Source organism: Pigmentiphaga soli, from assembly GCF_039541095.1.
Taxonomy (GTDB): domain Bacteria; phylum Pseudomonadota; class Gammaproteobacteria; order Burkholderiales; family Burkholderiaceae_B; genus Pigmentiphaga; species Pigmentiphaga soli.
This window is the reverse complement of record NZ_BAABFO010000008.1, coordinates 41,165-65,659: the sequence shown is the minus strand read 5'-3', so window position 1 is coordinate 65,659 and position 24,495 is coordinate 41,165. Positions and strand designations below refer to the sequence as shown.

Here is a 24,495-nt window from a genome sequence, read left to right as displayed (position 1 = left end):
CCTGCTATGCCGTGCGGGCCAGTTCGCCGTCCGCGACGTCGGCCGGCGCATGGCCATGCAGCCGGGCCAGCCGCTCGTAGGTCGACAGCGCCTGCGCCACCACCTGGTCCATGTTGTAGTAGCGATAGGTCGCCAGGCGACCGACGAACGTCACGTCCGGCGTCGCGTCGGCCAGGCGCCGGTACTGGCGGAAAATGGCATCGTTCTCCGGACGCGGCACCGGATAGTAGGGGTCGCCCACGGCGCTCGGATACTCGTATGTGATGGCGGTGCGGGCGTGCTTCTGCCCGGTCAGGTGCTTGTACTCCGTCACGCGGGTATAAGCGACGTCGGGCGAAGGATAGTTGACCACGCCCACGGGCTGGAACTGCTGCTGCGGCAGGGTTTCGTGGCGGAAGGCCAGCGACCGGTAGGGCAGCCTGCCGCAGCGATAGCCGAAGAACTCGTCGACCGGCCCGGAATAGATCAGATGGCCGTATCCGATGTCGTCGCGGATGTCGGCGAAGGCCGTGCCGGTGGCCACGGTGATGTTCGGGTGCGCGAGCAGCGCTTCGAACATCCGCGTATAGCCGTGCAGCGGCATGCACTGGAAATCGTCGGTGAAGTACCGGTCGTCGGTCGACAGGCGCGTGGGCACGCGGGCGGCCACCGATTTGTCGAGCTGGGAGGGGTCCAGTCCCCATTGCTTGCGGGTGTACCCATGGAAGAACTTGCGGTAGAGCTCCGTGCCCACCGTGCTGAGCAACATGTCCTGCGAGGTTTTCACGTCGGCCACGGGAACGGCCAGCGAAGCCAGCAGCGCGCGCGCCTCGTCCGGGCCGAGGGCGCGGCCGAAAACGGCCGACATGGTGGTCAGATTGATGGGCATCGGCAACAGCATGCCGTCCACCCGGGCCAGCACCCGGTGCTCGTAAGGTCGCCAGCGGGTAAAGCCGGACAGGTACTCGACCACCTTGGGCGAATTGGTGTGGAAGATGTGCGGTCCGTACTGATGCACGAGCAGGCCGTCCTCGTTGTAGAAGTCGTAGGCGTTGCCGCCTATGTGCGGGCGCCTGTCGATCACCAGCACCCGCTTGCCGGACTGCGACGCCAGGCGTTCGGCCATGACGCTGCCGGCAAAGCCCGCGCCCACGACCAGATAGTCGTAGTACGCCCCGCCGCCGGCGCGCGGGCCGGGACGCTGCCCGGGCCGCTTGCCGGCGCGCCGCATTTGCGCCCGCATGCCGCTCCAGGTCGAGTCCCAGGACATGCCTTCCAGGATCTCGTCGGCCCGGGCCATCACGCGGTCCCGGTCGCCGGCGTCTGCCAGCGCCGCGCCGATCGCCCGCTCGAACGCGTCCACGCCGTCGGCCACCCGCACCATGCCGCTGTCGCCGTAGCCGCGCACCACGTCGACGATCGGAGTAGACACCACGGGCCGGCCGGCCGCCAGGTATTCCGGGGTCTTCGTCGGACTGATGAAGCGCGTCGATTCGTTGAGCGCGAACGGCATCAGCGCGACGTCCCAGCCGGCCAGGTAGGCAGGCAGGTCGCCATACGCCTTCTGCCCGAGATAATGGATGTTGGGACGCCGCGCAAGCGTGGCCGGATCGATCTTCACGATCGGACCCAGCATGACGAACTGCCAGCCGGGACGCCGCGCGGCCAGTTCGCCGAGCAGCCCGGCGTCGAAGCGCTCGTCGATGACGCCGCAGAAGCCCAGGCGCGGCCCCGGGATCACGGCCTGGTCCGCCGGCTCGGGCGGGCAGGCGCGCGCGGCGCCGAAGTGGGCGAGATCGACGCTGCTGGGGAAGGGGTGGGTATTCGGATGTAACCGCCGCTTGGCCTCGTACAGGCTGAAACCGCCCGTGAACACTACGTCGGCCACGGCCAGCAGCCGCCGCTCCTGTTCGACCAGCTCGGGCGGCGCGCCGCGGAATGCGGACAGTTCGTCCATGCAATCGTATACCACCAGGGCTGGCCGCAGATGCGCCGAGAAAACCATGCTCATCGGGGTGTAGTACCACAGCAGCAGGTTCTTCTCGTCGATGAAGCGCAGCCGCTGGTCCAGCAGGATTTTCAACGCCTGGGTACGCGACGGCTCGTCCAGGCCGCGCGGAAGCCGTGGTACCAGCACGGTAATGTGCCCCTGCACCGGGCGTTCGTCCAACTGCGGCGGTCCGTCGCCGTCCACCGGCTCTTCCAGAAAAAGCACGTCGTGCTCGCGGGCGCAGCGGGTCATCAGGTGCTGCGGCCGCTGGTAGACGAAATCCCAGCGCAGATGGGAGAAACACAATAGCGTCCGCCGCGGCGCCAGGTTCTGGACGGCAAAAGGGATGCGGGCTGCCGACGGCAGCCGGTCTGGATCACTCATGGGATACCTCGTTGCAGACAATCAACGGAGGCTATGCGCGCGCCGAATGGCGCGTAGGCTTTCGCCGTCCGGCACGCGGCCCTTCCAGCAATTGGCGTGCCACGGCGGGCGCCGCAGGACACGGCATGACGATTGCGGGCCCGGGCTGCGGCCACCCCGCTTTCAAAGGAGAACACCATGCCGGATTCGAAGGAACATCTCATGGACTGGCTGCGCGACGCGCACGCCATGGAACAGCAGGCCGAACAGATGCTGACCTCCATGTCGGGCAGGATCGAGAACTATCCCGACCTGAAGGCGCGCGTCGACCAGCACATCGGAGAAACCCGCAACCAGGCCCTAAAGCTCGAACGCTGCATCCAGCGCCTGGGCGGCGACACCTCGGCCATCAAGGACATGACCGGGCGCGCGATGGCCATGATGCAGGGCCTGGCCGGCATGTTCGCGTCGGACGAGGTGGTGAAGGGAGCGATGGCCAGCTATGCCTTCGAGCACCTGGAGATCGCGGCCTACACCGAACTGTGCGCAGCCGCGCGGACCCTGGGCGACACGCAGACCCTGCAGACATGCGAAGAGATCCTCGAAGAGGAAAAGGCCATGGCCGCATGGCTCGGCGAGCATCTGTCCGCGGTGACGCAACGCTTCCTGGTGCTGTCCGACACGGCCGGCAGCCAGGCCAAACGCTAGCGCGCGAGGCCGCGGCGCGGGCCGGGCGCGCCCGTCATCCTTGTGGCGAAGCCGACCGGCGCTTGAGCAGGTTGAAGGCGGTATCCACCAGCGCCGTGTGCGAGAACGCCTGCGGGAAGTTGCCCACCTGCCGCCGCGCGTGCGTGTCGTATTCCTCGGCCAGCAGGCCGACGTCGTTGCGCAGCGCGAGCAGGCGGGCGAACAATTCCTCGGCCTCGGCCTGGCGGCCTTGCAGGCTCAGGTTCTCGACCAGCCAGAAGCTGCACGCGAGAAAGGTGCCTTCGCCCTGGTCCAGACCGTCGTGCATGGTTTCGGTCTTGTAGCGCAGCACCAGGCCGTCGCTGACCAGTTCGCGTTCGATCGCGGCCACGGTGGCGACCACGCGCGGGTCGTCGGCCGGCAGGAAGCCCACCGGCGCCATCAGCAGCAGGCTGGCGTCGAGGTCGTCGCTGCCATAGTGCTGCACGAAGGCGTTGCGGCGCGCGTTGAAGCCGCGCTCGCAGACGTCGCGATGGATCTCGTCGCGCAGCAGGCGCCAGCGGTCCAGCGGCCCTTCCAGCCCGAACAGCTCGGCCGACTGGATGGTGCGGTCGACCGCGACCCAGCACATCACTTTCGAGAAGGTGAACAGCCGCCGGCCGCCGCGCGTTTCCCAGATGCCTTCGTCGGGCACGCGCCAGATCTTCTCCAGGTGGCCGACCAGCGCCACCTGCAGCGCCCAGGCCGCCGGATCGTCGGGCAGGCCGCCGATGCGCGCCTCGTGCAGGGTGTTCATGACTTCGCCGTACACGTCCAGCTGCAGCTGGTCGGCCGCGGCGTTGCCGATCCGCACCGGCCGCGCGCCCTCGTAGCCCGACAGCCAGCCGCATTCCCATTCCTGCAGCCGGCGCTCGCCGGCCACGCCGTACATCACTTGCAATTGTTCGGGCGCGCCGGCCACCGCCCGCACCAGCCAGTCGCGCCAGCGGGCGGCCTCGCCGAAATAGCCGCCGCGCATCAACGCGCGCAGCGTCAGCGTGGCATCGCGCAGCCAGCAGTAGCGGTAGTCCCAGTTGCGGTCGCCGCCCAGTGTCTCGGGCAGCGAGGTGGTCACCGCCGCGACGATGCCGCCGGTCGGCACGAAGGCCAGCGCCTTGAGCGTGATCAACGAGCGCTGGATGGCGTCGCGATATTCGCCGTGGGCGCGGCTGCGGGCCGACCAGTCGCGCCATGCCGTCTGGGTGCCGGCCAGCAGGCGGGCCGCGTCGCGCGCCACCGGCACCGGGCGGTACGAGCGCCCGTAGCTGAGCGTGAACACGGCTTGCTCGCCGGCCCGCACGGCGAACTCGCTGTCGGTGTGCAGCGATTCGTTGCGCAGCGGCACGGTGGTTCTCAGCACCACCATGTCGGGGCCCACCACGGCGCGAATGCCTTCGCCCTCTTCCAGCCGAGTAACCCATGGCACCAGCGCGCCGTAGCCGAAACGCACGACGAAATCCATGCGCATGGCCACCTCGCCCGACAGGCCGCGCACGATGCGGACCAGTTCGGGCCGCTGGTCTTCGGCCGGCATGAAGTCGATCAGCGCAACCTCGCCGTCGGCCGTGGCGAAGCGGGTTTCCAGGATCAGCGTATCGTCCACGTAGCGGCGCGACACCGTGGCGCCGTCGGCCGCGGGCCCGATCTTCCAGTAGCCGTTGTCGGCCGTGCCGAGCAGGGAGGCGAAGCAGGCGTCGGAATCGAAGCGCGGCCAGCACAGCCAGTCGATCGACCCATTGCTTCCGATCAGCGCCGCCGAACGCCCGTTGCCCACCACGGCGTAGTCTTCGATCCTGCTCTGCATCCCTGTCCTCGCTGCCAGCCAAGCCATGAAAACCGCCCAAGGCCGGCAACGGACAAGACGATGCGCTGCGCCGCGGCCGGACGGCCACCGCGCAGTGTATAGGAATGCGGTCCCGCGCCCGCCATGCCGCGGGGCGGATTCAGCCCGGGTTCAGGAAGGCGCGACTTCCAGCACCAGCTTCCCGCGCAGATGCCCCTGCTCGAGCCGGCGCTCGGCCTCGACCGCATCGCGGAAATGGAAGGCGGCCGCCACGCGCACCTTCACCATGCCGCAGTCGATCAGCCCGCCGATCTCCGTCAGTTGTCCGCCGTCGGGCCGCGCCGTATAGCGCGTGGCGCGGATGCCGCGTTCGGCAGCGAGTTCCTGCGACGGCGCCTGGATGGTGGAAACCAGCGCCCCGCCCTCCTTCAGCACCTGCCACGAACGCGCCTGGGTGTCGCCGCCCACCAGGTCGAACACCATGTCGACGTCGCGCACGATCTGCTCGAAGGCTTCGTGCCGGTAGTCGATCACGCGGTCGGCGCCCAGCGAGCGGACGAATTCGACGCCGTCGCCCGAGGCCGTGGCGATCACCTCGGCGCCTTCGGCCCGCGCCAGCTGCACGGCGAAATGCCCCACGCCGCCGGACGCGGCATGGATCAGCACCCGCTGTCCGGCCAGCACGCCGCCATGGTCGAACAGGCCCTGCCAGGCCGTCAGCGCCGCCAGCGGGACCGCCGCCGCGGTGCGGAAATCGAGCGAGGCCGGCTTGGGCGCCAGCGCGTCGCGGCCGACCACCACGTACTCGGCGAACGCGCCCTGGCCCTGGCCGACGAAGCCGTAGACGGCATCTCCCACTTCCAGCCCGTCGCCGGCGGGCGTGTCCACCCGGCCGGCAAAGTCGCGGCCCAGCGTATAGGGCAGCTTGTCTTCGCGCACCAGCGGGTATTTGCCGGCGCGCGTCTTGTAGTCCACCGGATTCAGGCCTGCCGCGAAAACCTTGACGCGTACTTCGCCGGCCGCGGGCGACGGGATCGCCACGTTTTCCGGCTGCAAGGCTTCCAGGCCGCCGAAATGGTGAATGCGCACGGCTCGCATGGTATCCATCGGACCCTCCGTTCGGTTGTTGCGGTGAACCGCCGCAGGCAGCAAGCGCCGTGCCGGTCGGCGGCGGCTGGCGGTCCGCTTATTGCTGGCGTGCAGCGGCCCGGCGCCGGGCGGTCCGGCGCCCTACCGAGGAGAACGCGATGGCTGGCAAGACGACCGGCAAGTCGCCCCGCAGCGGCGGCCACGCGCGCCGCCAGCGGCACGCCCATACCGCCCGGCGGCGGGCGGCCAAGCCCAGGCGCTGGTCCGCCGAGGTCATGCGCCACAGCGACGCGCTGGACCTGGAACACGATATTTTCAAGAACGGGTCGCCGCAGGAGGTGGCGGAGTCGCTGAAGCGCTCCGCCACCGCCAGCCGGCGCCGCAAGGGCACGCCGTTCCAGTCGGCGATGTCGATGCTGAACTTCTACATCAACCGCGCCGGCCGCCAGTTGCCGGCCAAGCGGCGGGCCGAACTGCAGAAGGCGAAACAAAAACTGCGCGAGGTGTTCGGCAGGGCCTAGCTAGCCCAGCGGGGCGGGGCCTTCGGGTTGCGGCTTGGCGGCCATCCGGCGGCGCGCGCGCTGGGCCGAGCCGTTGCGCACGGCCCAGCGCAGCAGCGGCGCGCCGCAGTGCACGCCGGCGCGGACCAGGCCGCGCTTCAGCGGGCCCATCGGCAGGCCCAGCATGTCGGCCGCCCACGGCGGCAGCAGCTCGACCCCGGCGCGCATCAGCAGCGCGCCGTAGGGCCGGGCCAGGCGGCTGGGCGCGGGCGCGTGGTGCAGCAGGATGTCGACCACCTCGCGCGTGCGCGCCTCGAACGCCAGTTGCGGCCGCATGGCCTGCAGGTAGTCTTCCACCGCCCGCCGCGAACGCGGCACCCCGCGGGCGCCCAGCCGCTCGGCCACCAGCGCGATCTCGTCGTAGTAGCGATCCTGCTCGGCCGCGGGCAAGGCGGGGTCGACATAGCGCAGATAGGATTTCAGGAAACTGCTGACCTCGGCCACGTGCACCCAGGTCAACAGCCGGGGATCGTTGGCCGAATAAGGCCGGCCGTCGGGCAGCGTGCCGGTTACGCCGTCGTGGATGCGCCGCACGCGCGCGATCAGCCGCTCGGCGTCGGCACGGCTGCCGAAGGTGGTGCCGGAGATGAACTGCCCGGTGCGGCGCAGCCGGCCGAGCATGTCGCGGCGGAAATTGGAATGGTCCCACACGCCGGCCAGCGCCATCGGATGCAGCATCTGCAACAGCAGCGCGGCGATGCCGCCGGCCAGCATCGAAGTGAAATCGCGATGCACTTTCCAGCAGGCCGAATCGGGGCCGAACAGGCCCGGATCGCCGGGCGGGTTTTCGAAATCCACGCCGCCGAGGGCGAGGCCGGTCAGGCTGAGGACCTGTGTTTCGATGCGTCGACGCAATGCTTCCATGCCGCAAGCATGGCATTTTCCGTTACGCAACGCTACGCCCGGACAGCCCGCCGCAATATAGCGTGACGATATGGGCGACATACGTATCGGCATCTCCGGCTGGCGCTACGCGCCGTGGCGCAAGGTCTTCTACCCTGCGGGCCTGGCCCAGCGCCTGGAGCTGCAGTATGCGTCGTCCGTTTTCCCCACCATCGAGATCAACGGCTCCTTCTATTCGCTGCAGCGGCCGGCCAGCTATGCCGACTGGTACGCCTCGACGCCGCCGGGCTTCGTCTTCAGCCTCAAGGGCCCGCGCTACATCACCCATATCCTGCGCCTACGCGACATCGGCCCGCCGCTGGCCAATTTCTTCGCTTCCGGCCTGTTCGAACTGCGCGAAAAGCTGGGGCCCATCCTGTGGCAGTTTCCGCCCAGCCTGCGGTTCGACCCCGAGCGCTTCGGCGCCTTCCTGGCGGCCCTGCCGCGCGACGGCGATCAGGCGCTGGAACTGGCGCGCCGGCACGAACCGCGCATGGAAGGCCGCAACAGCCTGCGCGCGCTCGGCGCCCGGCCGCTGCGCCACGCGGTCGAAATCCGCAACGACAGCTTCCTGGTGCCCGAATTCCCGGCTCTGCTGCGGCGCCACGGCGTGGCGCTGGTGGTGGCCGACACGGCCGGCAAATGGCCGTACGAAGAAGACGTGACGGCCGACTTCATGTATTTGCGGCTGCACGGCGATGAAGAGCTCTACGCCAGCGGCTACAGCGACCAAGCGCTGGAACGCTGGCGCGCCCGCATCGCCGCGTGGGCGGCGGGCACCGAGCCGGACGACGCCAGGCGCATCGGCGGCAGGGCGCGGCGGCGCCCCGCCGCCGGGCGGGATATCTACTGCTATTTCGACAACGACGTCAAGGTCAGGGCGCCGTTCGACGCCCGCACGCTGGCGCTCAAGCTGGGGTTGCCGGTGACGCCCCTGCCCCTGGCGATTCCGGGGCTGGAAAATCGTCCACGTCGAGCACCGTCATCGCCGCAAGCGATTGCGTCGCCTTCTTCACCCCCACCGGATTGATCTGCGATGCTGCGGCGCTGTAGGCGGCCAGCAGCCCTTCCCGCGAAGGCTGGGCGCCGAAGCGCTCGACCAGCGCGCGGCCGGTGACAAGAAAATGCAGCGGCCCCATGCCGTCGACGTCGAGCACGAAGGCTACCCCGTCGTCCACCACCATGGGTTCGTTTCCGTCGGCTAACTCCAGCATGGCGTTCTCCCCATCGGTCGGCTCACGTTAGCATGGCCGCAGCGGCGATGTGCTGCAGCGCGTTACCGTGCCGCATCGGTGCGACACCGCCGCGCCGGGCCACCATGTGTATCCGGTTGCGTCGGCCCGCGACGGGCGCCCCCCGGGGCTCACGTTCGCTTACCATCGGCCGGCCGCGGCGGCGGCGGCCGGGTACCATTGTCCGCGCACCGACTCCATGGGCGAGGCCATGCAGGCAGAAAGTTTTTTCGAATGGCTGGGCAATATTTGCGGCGCCGTGATCCGCACCCTGGTGGCCACCCTGCGCGCCGTGCTGGGCGGGCTGGGCGAGGCCATCGCCGGCTTCTCGGCCGGGCTGGCCCATGCCATCGGCATGACGCCGTCGGCGTTCAACTACATCCTGCTGGCCATCGGCCTGTTGCTGCTGTACGGGGCCATCCGCGCGCTGATGCGGGGCGCGGTGCTGGGCGGCATCATCCTGCTGGTGATTACCGTGCTGCTGCTGGGCGGGCTGATCGGCTGAAGCCGCCGGCGCCGCGCCGGGAACCCGGCCTCAATCCCGGCCCGACACCGGCTCGAGCCGCCATTTCCCGCCCACCGGCACGAAATCGTATTCGGTGGAAAACGCCGTGTCGCGGTAGGCCAGCGCCACGGCGCACGACACCCGGCCGTCGCTCCTGGCCGTTGCCGGCTGGCAATGGTCGACGGTGATGCGGCCGCGTGCCACGGCTTCGCGCAGCGACGGCGGCCCGTCGAACAGGTCGAGCAGCGCTTCGCGCACTTCGTCGACCGAAGGCGCCCCGGCGGCGAAGGAGGGCGGGGCCATCATGGCGAGACCAAAAGCAAGCGCAACCTTGTTCATGGCCGGCTTCCGTTGCTGTAAGTTACGCCGATTATCTACCAATGGCGGAAAACCCGGTGTTCCCGCGGCCATCCGTCACGCATCCCACTTGTATCTGCTGATACAGTTCGCATGTTCCAGGTGACGCCCGCCGTGCCCAGGCTTGCGCCGTCCGGCGGGAATCGTCGTTGCTATGAGTCGGAACCGGGCATCATCCGCGCCCGGCTATGCCGGGCACGGTCCGCCACGTCATAGCTTTTGACCATCGAATTTATTTAATCAATCAATTTGATCAATATCTTCATGGTCTTTACCATTCACCTAAACGCTTTCTCAACCCCGTCAAAGAGGAAACCGCAATGTCTCTGATCAACACTCAGGTCAAGCCGTTCAAGGCCACTGCCTACCACAATGGCAAGTTCGTGCCTGTGTCCGACGAAGACCTCAAGGGCAAGTGGTCGGTCGTGGTCTTCTATCCCGCGGACTTCACTTTCGTCTGCCCGACCGAGCTGGGCGATCTGGCCGACAACTACGCCGAATTCAAGAAGCTGGGCGTGGAAATCTACGGCGTGTCGACCGACACCCACTTCACCCACAAGGCCTGGCACGACACCTCGGACACCATCAAGAAGATCGAGTATCCGCTGGTGGGCGACCCGACCGCCACGCTGGCCCGCAACTTCGACGTGCTGATCGAAGAAGAAGGCCTGGCCCTGCGCGGCACCTTCGTGATCAATCCCGAAGGCCAGATCAAGCTGTGCGAAATCCACGACAACGGCATCGGCCGCGACGCCAAGGAACTGCTGCGCAAGGTGCAGGCCGCCCAGTACGTGGCCAGCCACCCGGGCGAAGTGTGCCCCGCCAAGTGGACCCCGGGCTCCGAAACGCTGACCCCGTCGCTGGACCTGGTCGGCAAGATCTGATCGCCATGCATTGACCGCCGCGGCCCGGCCGCGGCAAGCAGTAATTTTCCCGCCCGGGCCCACGACGCCCGGGCCGGACCGAATACCACCGCCACGAACACGGGAACGACCATGCTTGACGCCAATCTGAAAAACCAGTTGAAGACCTACCTGGAAAAGATCACGCAGCCGATCGAGCTCGTCGCCTCCCTCGACGATGGCGAAAAGTCGCGCGAACTGCGCGAACTCCTGCAGGAAATCGCGGGCCTTTCGCCCCGCATCACGCTGGTCGAGCGGCGCGACGACGACGAACGCAAGCCCTCGTTCACGATCAACCGCCCCGGCGCCGACATCGGCATCCGCTTCGCCGCCATCCCGCTGGGACACGAATTCACTTCGCTGGTGCTGGCCCTGCTGCAGGTGGGCGGCCATCCGCTCAAGCTCGACGCCGACGTCATCGAACGCATCAAACAGCTCGACGGCGACTACCGCTTCGAAACCTATCTGTCGCTGTCGTGCCAGAACTGCCCCGAGGTCGTGCAGGCGCTCGACGTCATGGCCCTGCTGAACCCCCGCATCCGCCACGTGGCGATCGACGGCGCCCTGTTCCAGGACGAGGTCGAGCAGCGCCAGATCATGGCCGTGCCCACCATCTACCTGAACGGCGAAGTGTTCGGCCAGGGCCGCGCCGGCGTGGAAGAAATCCTCGCCAAGCTCGATACCGGCGCGGCGGCGCGCGATGCCGAGAAGCTCAACGCGCGCGACACCTTCGACGTGCTGGTGGTGGGCGGCGGCCCGGCCGGCGCGGCGGCGGCGATCTACGCCGCCCGCAAGGGCATCCGCACCGGCGTGGTGGCCGAACGCTTCGGCGGCCAGGTCCTCGACACGCTGGCGATCGAGAACTTCATTTCGGTCAAGGAGACCGAAGGGCCGAAGTTCGCCGCCGCGCTCGAACAGCACGTCAAGGCCTACGATGTCGACATCATGAACCTGCAGCGCGCCGAGGCGCTGGTGCCGGGCAAGGTGTTCGAGGTCAGGCTGGCCAACGGCGCGGTGCTCAAGAGCAAAAGCGTGGTGCTGGCCACCGGCGCGCGCTGGCGCGAGATCAACGTGCCGGGCGAACGCCAGTACCGCAACCACGGCGTGGCCTACTGCCCGCACTGCGACGGTCCGCTGTTCAAGGGCAAACGGGTGGCCGTTATCGGCGGCGGCAACTCCGGCGTCGAGGCGGCGATCGACCTGGCGGGCATCGTCAGCCACGTCACGCTGCTGGAATTCGCCGCCGAACTGCGGGCCGACGCCGTGCTGCAGCGCAAGCTGGCCAGCCTGTCGAATGTCACCGTCATCACCCAGGCGCAGACCACCGAGGTGACCGGCGACGGCAGCAAGGTCAATGGCCTGAGCTACAAGGACCGCCAGTCGGGCGAGCTGCGCCACCTCGAACTCGAGGGCGTATTCGTGCAGATCGGCCTGGTGCCGAACACCGAATGGCTCAAGGGCACGGTGGCGCTGAGCCGGCACGGCGAGATCGAGGTCGACGCCAAGGGCCAGACATCGGTGCCGGGCCTGTTCGCCGCCGGCGACGCGACGACCGTCCCCTACAAGCAGATCGTCATCGCGGTCGGCGACGGGGCCAAGGCGGCGCTCAGCGCCTTCGAGTATCTGATCCGCAGCTCGGTGGAAGAAGCCGAGCCGGCGCGCGAGGCAGCCACGGCCTGAAGCCGCCGGACGGGCGGAAAACGCCCCCTTTTCTCGCGCAAGCCGCCGTTTGGCGGCTTTTTTTCGTGGCGGCCGCATGTCCGGCCCGGCAATGTGGCAGCATACGCACTGGACGGCGGCGCACCGCCGTCCGGCCCGGCTACAGAACCATGACGGCCCCGACCTTCCACGCATTCGCCCCAGTATGCTGATTCTCAACGCCGACGACAGCGAAAGCAGCCGCCGCGCCAAATCGCGCATATTGGAGCAGGCGGGCTACGAGGTAGTCGAAGCCGCCACCGGAAAAGAAGCGCTTACTCACGCTCATGACAAGCATCCGGCCTTGATGCTGCTCGACATCCGGCTGCCCGACATCGACGGCCTCGAAGTTTGCCGGCGCATCAAGCAGGACCCGGCCACCCGCGGCATCCTGGTGCTGCAGACATCGGCCTCGGCCGCCGGCCGCGACCGCGTGCGCGCCTTCCACGGCGGCGCCGACAGCTACCTGGTCGAGCCGATCGAAGCCGACGAGCTGATCGCCAACGTCAAGGCCCTGCTGCGCCTGAAGGCCGCCGAAGACGCGCACCGCACCGCCGAACAGGCGCTGCGCGAGAGCGAGGAGCGCTTTCGGCAGATGGCCGAAACCATCGCCGACGTGTTCTGGATCTACGACGCCCAGGCCCGCCGCGCGCTATACGTCAGCCCGGCCTACGTGCAGATCTGGCGCCGGCCCCTGCCCGGCCCCGACGAAGACATCCGCGACGGGATGGACGACATCCATCCCGACGACCGCGAGCGCGTGCGGCACGAGTTCGAGCTGGCGATGCAGACCGGCGCCTACGACCAGGAATTCCGCCTGCTCCATCCCGACGGCTCGATCACCTGGATCCACGACCGCGGCTTTCCGATCCGCGCGCCCGACGGCACCATCCTGCGGCTGACCGGCGTGGCCCAGGACGTGACCGACCGCAAGCTGGCCGAACAGATGCTGCGCAACGCCGACCGCCGCAAGGACGAATTCCTGGCGATGCTGGCGCACGAACTGCGCAATCCGCTGGCGCCGATCCGCAACGCGGTGGAGCTGCTGCGCCTCAGGCGGCCGGCCGATTCCGACATCCCGGTCAAGGCGCGCGAGATCATCGCCCGCCAGGTGGACCACCTGAGCCGTCTGGTCGACGAACTGCTGGACGTTTCCCGCATCACCCACGGCAAGATTTCGCTGGTCAAGGAAACCGTGCCGCTGTCGGCCATCGTGCGAGCGGCCTGCGAGGCGGTGCGGCCGCTGATCGACAGCCGCATGCACCGGTTCGAAACCGTCATGCCGGACCATGAAATATGGCTGTTCGCCGACCCGGTACGGCTGGCGCAGGTGCTCGGCAACCTGCTGAACAACGCAGCCAAGTACACGCCGCCGCGCGGCACCATCGTGCTGTCGGCCTGCCCGCGCGAAGACCGGGTGGCGATCAGCGTGCGCGACAACGGCGTCGGCATCGACCCGCAGATCCTGCCGCACGTGTTCGACCTGTTCATGCAGGCCAACCCGTCGCTCGACCGCTCGCACGGCGGGCTCGGGGTGGGACTGTCGCTGGCGCAGTCGCTGGCGCGCATGCACGACGGGCACATCACGGCCCAGAGCGCGGGCCGCGGCGAAGGCTCGGAATTCGTCCTCGACATCCCGGTGGCGCGCCACGGGCCGCCCTTGGCCGGCGGGCTAGACGCGCTGCAGATGCCCCCGGCGCCGCGCAACATCCTCATCGTCGAAGACAGCCGCGACGCCGCCGAAGGCATGGCGCTGCTGCTGTCCACCCGCGGCCATACGGTCAAGACGGCGTTCGACGGGCTCAGCGGCCTGGCCATCGCCCGCATCACGCGGCCCGACGTCATCATCCTCGACATCGGCCTGCCCAACATGGACGGCTACCAGCTGGCGCGCGAGCTGCGGCGCATACCGGAGACCGCGGCCGCGAGGCTGATCGCGATGACGGGCTACGGCCAGCCGGAAGACCGCCAGAAATCGATGGCCGCCGGCATCGACCGGCACCTGGTCAAGCCGGTCGACCTGCAGCAGCTGGAAGCGGCGATCGACAACCTGCCGCAGTAGCCCGCCGGCCCGCGACGCGCGGCGTCAATCGCCGCGCGCCTCCAGCGTGAAGGCGGCGCCATCGTCCTGCGCCAGCACGTCGCGCAGCCAGGGCAGCGCGGTCTGCAGCGCGGCCGCCATCGTCCACGGCGGATTGACGACGAACATGCCGCTGCCATGCAGGCCCAGGCCGCCGGCAACCGGCCGCCGCACCGTCAGGCTGGCATGCAGCCAGCTCTTGGCCGGCAGCCGGCCCAGCCGCTCGGGCAGCTGCACCGATTCGCGCCGCTGCACTTGCGGATACCAGACGGCATAGCAGCCGGTGGCGAAGCGCTCGAGCCCGTCCTTTACCGTCTGCAGCGCGCGCGCATAGTCGCGCTTGTCTTCGTAAGACGGATCGATCAGCACCAGCCCGCGCCGGGCCGGCGGCGGCAGCAGCGCCTTCAGGCCGTCGAAGCCGTCGGCTTCGTAGATCATCGTGCGGCGCATGACGGCGCGCTCCTGGCGGCCGAAGTTGTCGCGCAGCACGCCGATCTCGGTCGGGTGCAGCTCGAACAGCCGCAGCCGGTCGCGTTCGCGCAGCAGGCGCAGGGCCAGGAAAGGCGAACCGGGATAGCGCCGCAAGGCACCGCCGGGATTGAAGGCGGCCACCTGTTCAACATAGTCGGCCACCGGCGGCGGCAGATCCTGGCGGTCCCACAGACGGGCGATGCCGGTGTCGAACTCTGCGTTCTTGCCGGCCCAGGCGCCGTCCAGCGCATAGACGCCGGCGCCGGCATGCGTGTCGAGATACCAGAACGGCGCCTCCTTCCGGCCGAGATGGCGCAGCAGCATGACGACGATCAGGTGTTTCAGCACGTCGGCATGGTTGCCGGCGTGGAAGGCGTGGCGATAGCTGAACATGAAGGTTCCGGCGGGGATCGCGCCATTGTAGTCGCCGGCACCCGGCCGGTTACAAATGCCACGGGACTCTTGCAAAGGTGACCGCGAGCACGGCGCATGCCGGTCCGGCACGCAGGCCGGCGGCAGGCGTTACATCCGTTCACCGGAAGCTTTGACAGGAGCGCAGGGCGACTCTAACTTGATCGCACAGGCCCCCTGCCCGGCCAGCGCCGGCGCACTGCCGGGGCCGTTACGCGAGGAGTCCATCATGAAAACGACAACGTGCAAGACCCTGGCTGCCGCCATCCTGCTCGGCGCCTGCGCCGGCATCGCCGCTCCGGCGGTCGCCGCCGGCGACGCGCCGAAGCGATCGGTCGGCGAATACGCGGGCGACGCGCTCACCACCACCAAGGTGAAGGCGGCGTTGCTGAAGGAGCAATCCACGCAATCGCTGAGCATCAAGGTCAAGACCGTCAATGGCGTGGTGGAACTGTCTGGCCGCGCCGACGATCCCGCCCAGATCGACTCGGCCGTGCGGGTCGCCCGCGGCATCGAAGGCGTGCAGGACGTCAAGAACGACATCCAGCTCAAGAAGGCCGCTCAATAACGCCTGCCGACAAGGCCGGCCAAGGCCCGGCTGGCCGGGCCGGCCACATGGCGCCGCCGCAGCGCGGCCGCCGGCGCGGCTTTCCCTTTTCCGGCTTCCGACCCTACTATGCGGTTGTGACAAGGCTCTGACTCACCCCGCATCCCCTGGAAGCCCCATGCTAGAACGCCTCTTCAAGCTCAGCGAGCACGGCACTCGCGCACGCACGGAACTGGTCGCCGGACTGACCACGTTCCTGACCATGTCCTACATCATCTTCGTCAACCCGCAGATCCTGTCGACCACCGGCATGGACCGCGACGCGGTATTCGTGGCCACCTGCCTGGCCGCCGCCGTGGGTTCGCTGACGATGGCCTTCGTGGCCAACTATCCGATCGGCATGGCGCCGGGCATGGGGCTGAACGCGTTCTTCGCCTTCACCGTGGTGGCGGCGATGGGCTTCACCTGGCAACAGGCGCTGGGGGCCGTGTTCATCTCCGGCGTCATCTTCATCCTGCTGACGGCCACCGGCGTGCGCGCCTGGCTGATCGCCGGCATCGCGCCGTCGCTGCGCAGCGCCATCGCGGCCGGGATCGGGCTGTTCCTGGCCATCATCGCGCTCAGCAGCGCCGGCATCATCGCCGCCAACCCGGCCACCATCGTCGGCCTGGGCGACCTGCATTCGCCCAAGGCGCTGCTGGCCGTCCTCGGTTTCCTCATCATTGCGGTGCTGGACGCGCGCGGCGTGCGCGGCGCCATTCTGATCGGCATTCTGGTGGTGACGGTGCTCAGCATGCTGCTGGGCATCAATACCTTCAACGGCCTGGTCTCGACCCCGCCCAGCCTGGCGCCCACCTTTCTGCAGCTGGACGTGATGGGCGCGCTGCACGTGGGCCTGCTGCAGGTCATCCTGGTGTTCGTGCTGGTGGAAGTGTTCGACGCCACCGGCACGCTGATGGGCGTGGCCAAGCGCGCCGGGCTGCTGGAGCGCACGCCCAACCGCCTGGGCCGCGCGCTGTTCGCCGACAGCGCCGCCATCACCGCCGGCTCGCTGCTGGGCACCAGCAGCACCACCGCCTACATCGAAAGCGCCTCCGGCGTGCAGGCCGGCGGCCGCACCGGGCTGACGGCGCTGGTGGTGGGCGTGCTGTTCCTGGTCTCGCTGTTCCTGGCGCCGCTGGCCGGCTCGGTGCCGGCCTACGCCACGGCGCCCGCGCTGCTGTACGTGGCCGGGCTGATGATGCGCGAGCTGATGGACGTGCACTGGGACGACGTGACCGAGGCCGTGCCGGCCGCGCTGACCACGCTGTCCATGCCCTTTACCTACTCCATCGCCACCGGGCTGGCGTTCGGCTTCATCAGCTATGTGGCGATCAAAACCTGCACCGGCCGCGCTCGGCAGATCCACCCGGCGGCGTGGCTGATCGCCATCCTTTTCTTCATCCGCTTCGCTGTCATAGCTTGAACGCTAGGGACGGGCTGCCGCCGGCTCCTCGTCCACGAACAGGGTGCATGCGCCCTGTTCGGCGGGGCTGACGGCGCGCCGCATGTGGCCGAACAGGTCGCGGCCCACGCCTTCGCGGTGGCGCGAGAGGTCCGGCACCTGGACCGTCCGGCCTTCCAGGCTGTCGAGCACTTCGAGGATGCCGCGGTCGGTGTCGAGCCGGATCCGGTCGCCGGTGCGGACCAGGGCGATCGGGCCGCCGTTCAGCGCCTCGGGCGTCAGGTGCAGCGCCGCCGGCACCTTGCCGGAGGCGCCCGACATGCGGCCGTCGGTGACCAGCGCCACCTTGAAGCCGCGGCCTTGCAGCACGGATAGCGCGGGCGTCAGCTTGTGCAGCTCCGGCATGCCGTTGGCCGCCGGCCCCTGCCACGGGATCACGGCCACGAAGTCGCGCTCCAGCTCGCCGCGGCCGAAGGCTTCGAGCAGCTCGTTCTGGTCGTTGAAGACGATGGCCGGCGCCTCCACCGCGCGGTGTCCGGCGGACACCGCCGACCCTTTGATGATGCCCCGCCCCAGGTTGCCCTGCAGCAGCTGCAGCCCGCCGTTGTCGGCGAACGGCCGCGCGGCCGGGCGCACGATGGCGTCGTCCAGCGGCTCGGCCGGCGCCTCGCGCCAGGCCAGCCTGCCGCCGTCGAGCCAGGGTTCGCTGGCATAGGCGCGCAGGCCGCGGCCGGCAATCGTGGTCACGTCCTCGTGCAGCAGGCCGGCGTCGAGCAGCTGGCCGATCACGAAGCCCAGCCCGCCGGCGGCGTGGAACTGGTTCACGTCGGCGGTGCCGTTCGGATACACGCGCGCCAGCAGCGGCACCACCGCGGAGATCGCTGCGAAGTCGTCCCAGGTCAACGCGATGCGCGCGGCGCGCGCCATCGCCACCAGGTGCAGCGTATGGTTGGTCGAGCCGCCAGTGGCCATCAGACCGACGATGCCGTTGACGAAGGCCTTTTCGTCCAGCACGTCGCAGATCGGCGTGTAGCGCTCGCCGCCGTGGCACAGCGCGACGGCGCGGCGGGCCGCTTCGCGGGTCAGCGCCTCGCGCAGCGGCGTATGCGGGTTGATGAAGGCGGTGCCGGGCAGGTGCAGGCCCATGAACTCCATCAGCATCTGGTTGGAATTGGCGGTGCCGTAGAAGGTGCAGGTTCCCGGGCCGTGGTAGGCCTTGCTTTCGGCCTCGAGCAGATCGGCGCGCGACAGCTTGCCTTGCGCATACAGCTGGCGCACCTGGGCCTTTTCCTCGTTGCCCACGCCGCTGGTCATCGGCCCGGCCGGCACCATCACCGCGGGCAGGTGGCCGAACGACAGCGCGCCGATCACCAGCCCCGGCACGATCTTGTCGCACACCCCCAGGTACAGCGCGGCATCGAATACCTGGTGCGACAGCGCCACCGCGGTGGCCATCGCGATCACGTCGCGCGAGAACAGCGACAGCTCCATGCCTTCCTGGCCCTGGGTAACGCCATCGCACATGGCCGGCACGCCGCCGGCGAACTGCGCGGTGGCGCCCGCCTCCAGCGCGGCCTCTTTGAGCCAGGGCGGGAACTCGCCCAACGGCTGGTGCGCCGACAACATGTCGTTGTAGGCCGACACGATCGCCAGGTTCGGCCGCTCCTGCTGTTTCAGCAGGATCTTGGCCCGCTCCGGCATGGCCGCCATCGCATGCGCCAGGTTGGTACAGGAGACGCTGCTGCGCCCTACCTTGTTGCCGGCCCGCGCCCGCGTCGCCGCCAGCCATTCGGCGCGGCGCGGGCCGCTGCGCTCGATGATGCGCTCGGTTACTTGCTGCAAGACGGGATGCACGGGCATGGCGTTCTCCAATACGGCGTCAACAACTGAGATGGTACCCGCCCGATGCGGTTCCCGGATGTGACGACGTATGGCGGGCCGTCACTCCAAGGTGCGGAGCCTTCTTAGTTCCGGGAACAGCCGCATCCAGACCAGCGCCACCACGATGGTGCCGAGCCCGCCCAGCAGCACCGCCGGCACCGCGCCGAACAGCGCGGCCGTGACGCCGGATTCGAATTCGCCCAGTTGGTTGGAAGTGCCGATGAACAGCGAGTTGACGGCGCTGACGCGGCCCAGCATCTCGGACGGCGTCTGCAACTGCACCAGCGTGAACCGGATCACCACGCTGACCACGTCGGAAGCCCCCAGCACGAACAGCGCCGCGATCGACAGCCACAGGTGGGTCGACAGCCCGAACACGATGGTGGCCAGCCCGAACGCGCCCAACGCGCCGAACAGCACCGGCCCGACCCGCTGCCTGATCGGATAATGGGCCAGGTAGACCGACATCGCCAGCGCCCCAAGCGCCGGCGCCGTGCGCAGCACGCCCAGGCCCCAGGGTCCGGTGTGCAGGATGTCGCGCGCGAAGATCGGCAGCAGCGCGGTGGCCCCGCCCAGCAGCACCGCGAACAGGTCGAGCGACAGCGTGCCCAGGATCACCCGCTTGCTGCGGATGAAGCCGATGCCCGAGAACATCGACTTGAGCGTGACCGGCTCGCGCCGCGGCGGCGCCTGCTGGATGCGGATCATCGACACGAACAGCGCGCCCAGCGCGAACAGACAGCAGGCCAGGCCGTAGGTCACCATCGCGCCCAGCCCGTACAGCAGGCCGCCCAGCGCCGGGCCGAGGATCTGCGCCGTCTGCGTGGCCGAGGTGGACCAGGCCGCCGCCTGCGGGATCAGCTTGCGCGGCACGACGCCCTGCACCAGCGCCGCCATGGTGGGCGACTCGAAGGCGCGCGCGCCGCCGCCCACCGCCACGATGGCCAGGATGACGTCGCGCGTCAGCCAGCCCTCGTAGGTGCCGAGCGCCAGCATGCCCGCCGCCACCGCCTCCACCGCCATGCAGATGCTGGAAATGGTGCGCCGGTCGTAACGGTCGGCCGCATGGCCGACCACGAAGGTCAGCGCCACCATCGGGACGAACTGCGCCAGCCCCACCAGCCCGAGGTCGAGCGCGCTGCCCGTCAGTTCGTAGATCTGCCAGCCCACGGCCACCGACAGCATCTGGAACGACACGGTCGAACATACCCGGCCCAGCCAGAACAGGATGAAGGGCGGATGCCTGGCGACCGAGCCGACTTCGCCCTCCGCTTCAGCGACCGAACTCATCGCCCATCTCGCTCGCGCGGCGCGCCGCCGCCTGCATGGCATGCAGCACGATATCCTTCAGCCCGCCTTCGTTCATGACGGCCAGCGCCGCCGCCGTGGTGCCGCCCTTGGAAGTGACCCGCTCGCGCAGCACGGCGGGCGGCTCGGTCGACTCGGCCGCCAGCCGGGTGGCGCCGGCCAGCGTGGCCAGCGCCAGCCGGCGCGACTGCGCGGCATCCAGCCCGACCGCCTGGCCGCCTTCGATCAGCGCCTCCAGCAGCAGGAACACATAGGCTGGACCGCTGCCCGACAGCGCGGTCACGCCGTCCAGCGCGGCTTCGTCGTCGACCCAGACCGCCTCGCCCACCGCCTGCAGGATGGAAGTGGCGAGGTCGCGGTCGGCCTGGGCGACGCCGGGCAGCGCCGCCAGGCCCGTCACGCCGGCGCCGATCAGCGCCGGGGTGTTCGGCATGCAGCGCACCACCCGGCTCCACGGCCGGCCGGGCTCGCCCAGCCAGGCGGCCAGGTCGGCGGCGCGGATGCCGGCGGCGATGCTGATCGCCAGGCTGTCGCGCAGCCAGGGCCGCGTCTGCGCGGCCACCTCTTTGAGCACCTGCGGCTTGACGGCATAGACCCACACCGGGCAGGCCGCCAGCGCATCTCCGGGCGCCGCCGCGACGCCGGCGCCGCGCGCGCGCCATTGCTCGCGCAGCCCTTCGTTGGGGTCGATCACATGGATGCGCGACATCGGGCACAGCTTGTCCGCCAGCCCCGACACCAGGGCCGACGCCATATTGCCGCCGCCGATGAACGCAATGGAAAAACCGGAATGCATAAGAACCCCCACCACCCCAAAACCAGCCCCTTCGCAGAAGCCACCGTCGTCCAATCAATCGCCCATGGCGCCACGCGCCCTGTTCCCCCATATGAAACTATCCCCATCCAGGGCACAGCGGATCCGGCTCCGCCGGTCCGCCAGTGCCGCCCCCTGGGGGGCGCGCGTAAGCGCGCAGGGGGGTCACCATCGCCTTCCGAAGATGGCCGTGCCGACACGCACCATCGTGGCGCCGGCGGCCACGGCCGGCTCCAGGTCGTCGGACATGCCCATGGAAAGCGTATCGACCGCGATGCCCTCGTCGCGCAGCTGCGCCGCCAGCGCCGCCACGCGGCCGAATACCTCGCGCTGCCCAGCCGCGCTCTGCATCGGCGCCGGAATGCTCATCAGCCCGCGCAGCCTCAGCCGCGGCAGGCCGGCCACGGCGCGCGCCAGCGCCGGCGCGTCGGCCGGGGCCACGCCGTGCTTGCTGGCCTGGCCGTCGATATTGACCTGGATGCAGACCTGCAGCGGCGGCAGCTGGGCCGGCCGCAGCTCCGACAGGCGCTGCGCGATCTTCAGGCGGTCGACGCTGTGGACCCAGTCGAAGCGTTCCGCCACCGGGCGCGCCTTGTTGCTCTGCAGCGGACCGATGAAATGCCATTGCAGCAGCGCCCGCTGCGCGGCCAGCGCTTCGATCTTGACGATGGCTTCCTGCACATAGCTTTCGCCGAAATCGCGCTGGCCGGCGGCGACGGCCTCGGCCACCGCCTGCTGCGGGAACGATTTCGACACGGCGATCAGCCGGATCGCCGAAGGATCGCGGCCGCTGTCGAGCGCGGCGCGGTCGATGCGCCGGCGCACGCGCTGCAGGTTGTCGGCAATGGACGACATGGGAAAGGTCAAAGCGGCGATTATAGCCGCGGCGCGCTACCGCAGCGCCGTCTGCACGGCGATGCCGGCGAACACCGCGGCGCCGAACCAGGTGTTGTGCAGGAAGGCGCGGAAGCAGGCGGCGCGGTCGCGATGGCGGATCCAGCCCAGGTGACGCAGCGCGATGGCCGCGGCCGCGGCCAGCCCGGCGGCGTAGGGCCAGCCATAGCCCAGCATGGCGCCGGCGGCCGCCAGCAGGGCCAGCGTCAGCGCGTAGCACAGCGCCACCATGGCGACGTCCCACGAGCCGAAGGTGATGGCCGAGGTGCGCAGCCCCAGGCGCAGGTCGTCCGGGCGGTCGACCATGGCGTATTCGGTATCGTAGGCGATGGCCCAGAAGATGTTGGCCGCCAGCATCGCCCAGCCGGCGGCCGGGATCGCTTGCTGCGTCGCGGCAAAGGCCATCGGAATGCCGAAGCCGAAGGCCACGCCCAGGTAGGCCTGCGGAATGGCGAAAAAGCGCTTGAACAGCGGATAGGAGGCCGCCAGGAAGACGGCCACCACGGACAGCGCCCAGACCAGGCGGTTCATCGGCAGCACCAGCAGCCCGGAGACCAGCGCCAATACGCCGGCCACCGCCAGCGCCTCGCGCGGGGCGATGCGACCGGCGGTCAGCACGCGGTTGCGCGTGCGTTCCACGTGCAGGTCGACGTCGCGGTCGAAGTAATCGTTGATCGCGCAGCCGGCCGAGCGCATCAGCGCGGTGCCGGCAACGAAGGCGAACAGCAGGTAGGGCGCGGGCGCGCCGCCGCTGGCGGCCCACAGCGCCCACAGCGTGGGCCACAACAGCAGCAGGATGCCGATCGGCTTGTCGATGCGCACCAGGCGCGCATACAGGGAAAGCCGCTCGGGCCAGGGCAGGACTCGGTTCATCCCGCTATCGTAGCAAGGCCGGGACCCCGCGGCGAGCCGGCGTGGGCGGCGGGCACCGCGCCCGCCATGCCCATTACTGCAACAGGCTGCGCAGCATCCAGGCGGCCTTCTCGTGCACGTCGAGCCGCTGGGTCAGCAGGTCGGCGGTGGGCTGGTCGTTGGCGGCGTCGGCCAGCTTGAAGGCATCGCGCGCGGTCTTGGCGACCGACTCGTTGCCGGTGACCAGCAGGCGGACCATCTCCATCGCCTCGGGCACGCTGGTCGGCTCGCCGATCGACGACAGCTTGCCGAACTCGCGGTAAGTGCCGGGGGCGAAATGGCCCAGCGCGCGGATACGCTCGGCGATGCTGTCGATCGAGTTCCACAGCTCGGTGTACTGTTCCATGAACATGGTGTGCAGGGTATTGAACATCGGCCCCGTCACGTTCCAGTGGAAGTTGTGCGTCATCAGGTACAGCGTGTAGGTGTCGGCCAGCAGCTTCGACAAACCGGCCGCGACGGCGGCGCGATCCTTGTCGGAGATGCCGATATCGATCCGCGGCGCGGTCGAACCGACGGGGGCAACGCTCTTGGAACTCGCTTTTTTGGCCATGAATCTCCCCTTGGGAATGGTTAAGGCACAAGAATATTAAATTACATGCACATCATGACGCAGGTTTGTCGCATGTCAACGCCCCCGTCCAGGACGCCGCGGATCCGGCTCCCCCGGTCCGCCGGCGTTGCCCCTAGAGGGACGCGCGCAGCGCGTCGGAGTGGGCTTCTACCTCAAGCATCGTGACTCCGTTCAGGCGGCAATCGTGCACCGCCGCCACCAGCGCCTCGATGGCGGCCGTGCGTGGAAAGCTCTTGCGCCACGCCAGCACCACGCGCCGTTCCGGAGCCGGCGGCGCGAACGGCACGTAGCGCAGCAGGTCGCGCTCGTCGGGCACCGGCGGCACCGAGGTCGACGGCAGCACCGTGATGCCGATGCCCGAGGCCACCATGTGGCGAATGGTTTCCAGCGACGAGCCTTCGAAGGTGCGCTGGATGCCGTCGCTGGCCGCCGAAAAGCGCGACAGTTCCGGGCATACCTCCAGCACCTGGTCGCGAAAGCAGTGGCCGCTGCCCAGCAGCAGCATGGTTTCGTTCTTCAGTTCCTCGGAGTGGACCTCGCTGCGTTTGGCCCAGGGATGGTCGCGCGGCACCGCCACCACGAAGGGCTCGTCGTACAGCGGCTGCAGCGACAGGCCGGCGTCGGGCAGCGGCAGCGCCATGATCGCGCAGTCGATCTCGCCCTGGCGCAGCAGCTCCAGCAGCCGCACCGTGAAATATTCCTGCAGCAGCAGAGGCATCTGCGGCGTGCGTTCGATCAGGCGCGGCACCAGTTGCGGCAGCAGATAGGGCCCGATGGTGTAGATCACGCCCACGCGCAGCGCGCCGGCCAGCGGATCGTGGCCCTGGCGGGCGATTTCCTTCAGGTTGGCGCTTTCCTCCAGGACCTTCTGGGCCTGGGCCACGATGCGCTGGCCGATGGGCGTCACGCCCACCTCCGAGCCGCCGCGCTCGAACAGCGTCACGCCCAGTTCGTCTTCCAGCTTGCGGATCGCCACCGACAGCGTCGGCTGGCTGACGAAACAGGCCTCGGCGGCGCGGCCGAAATGCCGTTCCCGCGCCACCGCGACGATGTACTTCAGTTCGGTCAGGGTCATGGGATGCCTCTGGAATGC

22 protein-coding genes are annotated in these 24,495 nt (G+C 69.1%); 9 read left to right on the top strand and 13 right to left on the bottom strand.

The genetic code is table 11. The annotated features are described in order from the left end of the window. Positions 1-4 precede the first annotated feature (4 nt). Positions 5-2,353 carry a UDP-galactopyranose mutase gene (glf, locus tag ABD927_RS10100; protein WP_345248915.1) on the bottom strand — a complete coding sequence of 783 codons (2,349 nt, stop codon included), beginning with the start codon at positions 2,351-2,353 and terminating at the stop codon, positions 5-7. A gap of 177 nt (positions 2,354-2,530) precedes the next feature. Here glf and ABD927_RS10095 point away from each other — a divergent pair, with 177 nt between their 5' ends. Continuing rightward, positions 2,531-3,040 (top strand): ferritin-like domain-containing protein, encoded by a 510-nt coding sequence (locus ABD927_RS10095; protein ID WP_345248913.1) that lies wholly within the window; start codon positions 2,531-2,533, stop codon positions 3,038-3,040. 34 nt (positions 3,041-3,074) lie between these two features. Here the strand turns inward: ABD927_RS10095 and ABD927_RS10090 are convergent, their stop codons facing one another. Both ABD927_RS10090 and ABD927_RS10085 read right to left on the bottom strand, forming a co-directional pair. After that, positions 3,075-4,862: a glycoside hydrolase family 15 protein gene (locus tag ABD927_RS10090; protein WP_345248911.1), complete on the bottom strand. Its 1,788-nt coding sequence runs from the start codon at positions 4,860-4,862 to the stop codon at positions 3,075-3,077. A 150-nt stretch (positions 4,863-5,012) separates the two neighbouring features. After that, positions 5,013-5,948 (bottom strand): NADP-dependent oxidoreductase, encoded by a 936-nt coding sequence (locus ABD927_RS10085; RefSeq protein ID WP_345248909.1) that lies wholly within the window; start codon positions 5,946-5,948, stop codon positions 5,013-5,015. A 140-nt stretch (positions 5,949-6,088) separates the two neighbouring features. On the opposite strand from ABD927_RS10085, the gene ABD927_RS10080 reads away from it, so the two are divergent. Beyond that, positions 6,089-6,451: a DUF3175 domain-containing protein gene (locus tag ABD927_RS10080; RefSeq protein WP_345248908.1), complete on the top strand. Its 363-nt coding sequence runs from the start codon at positions 6,089-6,091 to the stop codon at positions 6,449-6,451. Here the strand turns inward: ABD927_RS10080 and ABD927_RS10075 are convergent, their stop codons facing one another. After that, positions 6,452-7,354 carry an oxygenase MpaB family protein gene (locus ABD927_RS10075; protein ID WP_345248906.1) on the bottom strand — a complete coding sequence of 301 codons (903 nt, stop codon included), beginning with the start codon at positions 7,352-7,354 and terminating at the stop codon, positions 6,452-6,454. It lies immediately after the preceding gene. Positions 7,355-7,424: 70 nt separating this feature from the next. On the opposite strand from ABD927_RS10075, the gene ABD927_RS10070 reads away from it, so the two are divergent. Together ABD927_RS10070 and ABD927_RS10065 are read left to right on the top strand one after the other, a co-directional pair. After that, positions 7,425-8,402 (top strand): DUF72 domain-containing protein, encoded by a 978-nt coding sequence (locus tag ABD927_RS10070; protein WP_345248904.1) that lies wholly within the window; start codon positions 7,425-7,427, stop codon positions 8,400-8,402. 413 nt (positions 8,403-8,815) lie between these two features. After that, a complete protein-coding gene (locus ABD927_RS10065; protein ID WP_345248902.1) occupies positions 8,816-9,109 on the top strand; it encodes a hypothetical protein in 294 nt (97 codons plus the stop codon). Between the two features lie 30 nt (positions 9,110-9,139). Here the strand turns inward: ABD927_RS10065 and ABD927_RS10060 are convergent, their stop codons facing one another. Continuing rightward, positions 9,140-9,448, bottom strand: a complete 309-nt coding sequence (locus tag ABD927_RS10060) for a hypothetical protein (RefSeq protein WP_345248900.1) — start codon at positions 9,446-9,448, stop codon at positions 9,140-9,142. 338 nt (positions 9,449-9,786) lie between these two features. Between ABD927_RS10060 and ahpC the strand changes: the two genes are divergently transcribed. The 3 genes from ahpC (at position 9,787) to ABD927_RS10045 (ending at position 14,128) form a co-directional block, all read left to right on the top strand. Beyond that, positions 9,787-10,350 carry an alkyl hydroperoxide reductase subunit C gene (gene ahpC, locus ABD927_RS10055; RefSeq protein WP_345248898.1) on the top strand — a complete coding sequence of 188 codons (564 nt, stop codon included), beginning with the start codon at positions 9,787-9,789 and terminating at the stop codon, positions 10,348-10,350. Between the two features lie 111 nt (positions 10,351-10,461). Then, positions 10,462-12,048, top strand: a complete 1,587-nt coding sequence (ahpF, locus tag ABD927_RS10050; protein WP_345248896.1) for an alkyl hydroperoxide reductase subunit F — start codon at positions 10,462-10,464, stop codon at positions 12,046-12,048. Between the two features lie 184 nt (positions 12,049-12,232). Further along, positions 12,233-14,128, top strand: coding sequence for a hybrid sensor histidine kinase/response regulator (locus tag ABD927_RS10045; RefSeq protein WP_345248893.1), 1,896 nt, complete (start codon positions 12,233-12,235; stop codon positions 14,126-14,128). 24 nt (positions 14,129-14,152) lie between these two features. Here the strand turns inward: ABD927_RS10045 and ABD927_RS10040 are convergent, their stop codons facing one another. Next, positions 14,153-15,010, bottom strand: coding sequence for a 23S rRNA (adenine(2030)-N(6))-methyltransferase RlmJ (locus ABD927_RS10040; protein WP_345248891.1), 858 nt, complete (start codon positions 15,008-15,010; stop codon positions 14,153-14,155). Positions 15,011-15,257: 247 nt separating this feature from the next. Here ABD927_RS10040 and ABD927_RS10035 point away from each other — a divergent pair, with 247 nt between their 5' ends. Continuing rightward, positions 15,258-15,596 carry a BON domain-containing protein gene (locus ABD927_RS10035; RefSeq protein WP_345248889.1) on the top strand — a complete coding sequence of 113 codons (339 nt, stop codon included), beginning with the start codon at positions 15,258-15,260 and terminating at the stop codon, positions 15,594-15,596. 157 nt (positions 15,597-15,753) lie between these two features. Next, a complete protein-coding gene (locus ABD927_RS10030) occupies positions 15,754-17,040 on the top strand; it encodes an NCS2 family permease (protein ID WP_345248887.1) in 1,287 nt (428 codons plus the stop codon). A gap of 3 nt (positions 17,041-17,043) precedes the next feature. Here ABD927_RS10030 and edd read toward each other — a convergent pair whose 3' ends face one another. The 7 genes from edd to ABD927_RS09995 all read right to left on the bottom strand — a co-directional run bounded on the left by edd (position 17,044) and on the right by ABD927_RS09995 (position 24,477). Continuing rightward, positions 17,044-18,879, bottom strand: a complete 1,836-nt coding sequence (gene edd / locus ABD927_RS10025) for a phosphogluconate dehydratase (RefSeq protein ID WP_345248885.1) — start codon at positions 18,877-18,879, stop codon at positions 17,044-17,046. Between the two features lie 81 nt (positions 18,880-18,960). Then, entirely contained in the window at positions 18,961-20,190 is a 1,230-nt protein-coding gene (locus tag ABD927_RS10020) for an MFS transporter (RefSeq protein ID WP_345248883.1), read from the bottom strand. Further along, a complete protein-coding gene (gene proC / locus ABD927_RS10015) occupies positions 20,174-21,004 on the bottom strand; it encodes a pyrroline-5-carboxylate reductase (protein ID WP_345248881.1) in 831 nt (276 codons plus the stop codon). Before proC ends, ABD927_RS10020 begins: the two co-directional genes overlap by 17 nt. Positions 21,005-21,187: 183 nt before the next feature. Next, a complete protein-coding gene (locus ABD927_RS10010; RefSeq protein WP_345248879.1) occupies positions 21,188-21,877 on the bottom strand; it encodes a YggS family pyridoxal phosphate-dependent enzyme in 690 nt (229 codons plus the stop codon). Positions 21,878-21,913: 36 nt separating this feature from the next. Next, positions 21,914-22,789: a 4-hydroxybenzoate octaprenyltransferase gene (gene ubiA, locus ABD927_RS10005; RefSeq protein ID WP_345248877.1), complete on the bottom strand. Its 876-nt coding sequence runs from the start codon at positions 22,787-22,789 to the stop codon at positions 21,914-21,916. 73 nt (positions 22,790-22,862) lie between these two features. Next, positions 22,863-23,381, bottom strand: a complete 519-nt coding sequence (locus tag ABD927_RS10000) for a Dps family protein (RefSeq protein WP_345248875.1) — start codon at positions 23,379-23,381, stop codon at positions 22,863-22,865. Between the two features lie 133 nt (positions 23,382-23,514). Then, on the bottom strand, positions 23,515-24,477 hold the full coding sequence (locus tag ABD927_RS09995) for a LysR substrate-binding domain-containing protein (protein WP_345248873.1): 963 nt from the start codon (positions 24,475-24,477) through the stop codon (positions 23,515-23,517). Between the last annotated feature and the right edge of the window lie 18 nt (positions 24,478-24,495).

Coding starts and splice junctions, on each gene's coding strand:
- glf (WP_345248915.1), bottom strand. CDS start 2,353: ATGAGTGATCCAGACCGGCTGCCGTCGGCAGCCCGCATCCCTTTTGCC.
- ABD927_RS10095 (WP_345248913.1), top strand. CDS start 2,531: ATGCCGGATTCGAAGGAACATCTCATGGACTGGCTGCGCGACGCGCAC.
- ABD927_RS10090 (WP_345248911.1), bottom strand. CDS start 4,862: ATGCAGAGCAGGATCGAAGACTACGCCGTGGTGGGCAACGGGCGTTCG.
- ABD927_RS10085 (WP_345248909.1), bottom strand. CDS start 5,948: ATGGATACCATGCGAGCCGTGCGCATTCACCATTTCGGCGGCCTGGAA.
- ABD927_RS10080 (WP_345248908.1), top strand. CDS start 6,089: ATGGCTGGCAAGACGACCGGCAAGTCGCCCCGCAGCGGCGGCCACGCG.
- ABD927_RS10075 (WP_345248906.1), bottom strand. CDS start 7,354: ATGGAAGCATTGCGTCGACGCATCGAAACACAGGTCCTCAGCCTGACC.
- ABD927_RS10070 (WP_345248904.1), top strand. CDS start 7,425: ATGGGCGACATACGTATCGGCATCTCCGGCTGGCGCTACGCGCCGTGG.
- ABD927_RS10065 (WP_345248902.1), top strand. CDS start 8,816: ATGCAGGCAGAAAGTTTTTTCGAATGGCTGGGCAATATTTGCGGCGCC.
- ABD927_RS10060 (WP_345248900.1), bottom strand. CDS start 9,448: ATGAACAAGGTTGCGCTTGCTTTTGGTCTCGCCATGATGGCCCCGCCC.
- ahpC (WP_345248898.1), top strand. CDS start 9,787: ATGTCTCTGATCAACACTCAGGTCAAGCCGTTCAAGGCCACTGCCTAC.
- ahpF (WP_345248896.1), top strand. CDS start 10,462: ATGCTTGACGCCAATCTGAAAAACCAGTTGAAGACCTACCTGGAAAAG.
- ABD927_RS10045 (WP_345248893.1), top strand. CDS start 12,233: ATGCTGATTCTCAACGCCGACGACAGCGAAAGCAGCCGCCGCGCCAAA.
- ABD927_RS10040 (WP_345248891.1), bottom strand. CDS start 15,010: ATGTTCAGCTATCGCCACGCCTTCCACGCCGGCAACCATGCCGACGTG.
- ABD927_RS10035 (WP_345248889.1), top strand. CDS start 15,258: ATGAAAACGACAACGTGCAAGACCCTGGCTGCCGCCATCCTGCTCGGC.
- ABD927_RS10030 (WP_345248887.1), top strand. CDS start 15,754: ATGCTAGAACGCCTCTTCAAGCTCAGCGAGCACGGCACTCGCGCACGC.
- edd (WP_345248885.1), bottom strand. CDS start 18,879: ATGCCCGTGCATCCCGTCTTGCAGCAAGTAACCGAGCGCATCATCGAG.
- ABD927_RS10020 (WP_345248883.1), bottom strand. CDS start 20,190: ATGAGTTCGGTCGCTGAAGCGGAGGGCGAAGTCGGCTCGGTCGCCAGG.
- proC (WP_345248881.1), bottom strand. CDS start 21,004: ATGCATTCCGGTTTTTCCATTGCGTTCATCGGCGGCGGCAATATGGCG.
- ABD927_RS10010 (WP_345248879.1), bottom strand. CDS start 21,877: ATGTCGTCCATTGCCGACAACCTGCAGCGCGTGCGCCGGCGCATCGAC.
- ubiA (WP_345248877.1), bottom strand. CDS start 22,789: ATGAACCGAGTCCTGCCCTGGCCCGAGCGGCTTTCCCTGTATGCGCGC.
- ABD927_RS10000 (WP_345248875.1), bottom strand. CDS start 23,381: ATGGCCAAAAAAGCGAGTTCCAAGAGCGTTGCCCCCGTCGGTTCGACC.
- ABD927_RS09995 (WP_345248873.1), bottom strand. CDS start 24,477: ATGACCCTGACCGAACTGAAGTACATCGTCGCGGTGGCGCGGGAACGG.